Genomic DNA, 1143 nt, shown 5'->3' on the forward strand with positions numbered 1-1143 from the left:
CCACCGCCCCGGCGCGTTCAGTGTCTTGTGGGGCGAGTTGGGGGCGTAGGGCTGCGCGCAGGGCGTTGACGCCCCGCGCCTGCAGATCGTCATTGAAGTCGCCTCGCTGCGGCGACAGGGCCAGCACTTCGATGCCAACCGCTGTCGCGCGCGCACTCAGCGTGGCAAAAGCCTTGTCGCCCGCCGCATCCGCATCGCGGGCGATGTAGAGCCTGTGCAGCGTCGGCGGCAGCAAGAGGGCGGCGAGGTGGCCCGCCGACAAGGCCGCCACGATGGGCAGACCGGGTAGCGCCGCGCCGACGGACAGCATCGTCTCGATGCCTTCGCCCGCGACAAGAACCTCGCGGGCCGTACCAAAGCGCACGCCGTGGCCAAGAAGATTGCCCATGGCGCGGCGCGGCCGATCCACCAGGGCCTTGCCGGTGCCATCCGGCGCAAGCCAGGTCCGGTGCGCCCCCGTGATATTGCCCGCAAGATCGGTCACCACGGCGATCATCGCCGGGCGCCCTTGAGCCCGAGCACCGTCATCGGGCTGAAAGAAGCAGCGCGGATGATACCGCAGGGCATCGGAGTCCCTGATGGGCGTGATGCCGCGATGCATCAGATAGGTCTCGGCGAGGGTCCGGCGAATTGGCTGCGCCATGGCGATAAGCCGTCGCGCCGCCTCCGGCGAGCCGGGGCGAACATCGGCCCGTTTGCCGACGTCCGGTTGGGTCGCCTCGATCCGGGGCAGGCTCAGGAAGCGGCGTGCCTCATCGAGCACGTCGCGGAACGCGATCAGCCCGCAACTCTTTCTGATGACATCCAGCAAGTCGCCATGTTCGGCCGAGGCGGCATCGGTCCAGCGGCCCGCCGCCCCGGGGCCAGTGTCCGGCCCCTTGAGACGCACGAACATCGAGCCCCCGGGCGCGTTGCGCACGTCGCCAACCAGCCAATACTGACCCTGGCGCCGCCCGTTCGAAAGGTAGTGCCGGCAGACCGCCTCGGCATCACGCGCAAGGCGGCTCGACAGGTCCGCTGCACCGTGGGGCATCATGATATCCCCCATCTGGCGCAGACATTATGTTGCGCCGACGGCAGCAACCCACAACAAACAAAGGGGAAATCAAAGCCCGGCAACATAACCCGCGCCGCAACATGTTC

General features: G+C 68.2%; 1 protein-coding gene. It reads right to left on the bottom strand.

The window, feature by feature from the left end; translation table 11 throughout:
- On the bottom strand, nt 1-1048 hold a 1048-nt coding region (locus PLL68_RS15570), incomplete at its 3' end, for a DUF7146 domain-containing protein (RefSeq protein WP_324535650.1).
- Between the last annotated feature and the right edge of the window lie 95 nt (nt 1049-1143).

It is taken from the genome of Ornithinibacter sp., from assembly GCF_035443565.1.
In the GTDB taxonomy this organism is placed as follows: Bacteria; Actinomycetota; Actinomycetes; order Actinomycetales; family Dermatophilaceae; genus Fodinibacter.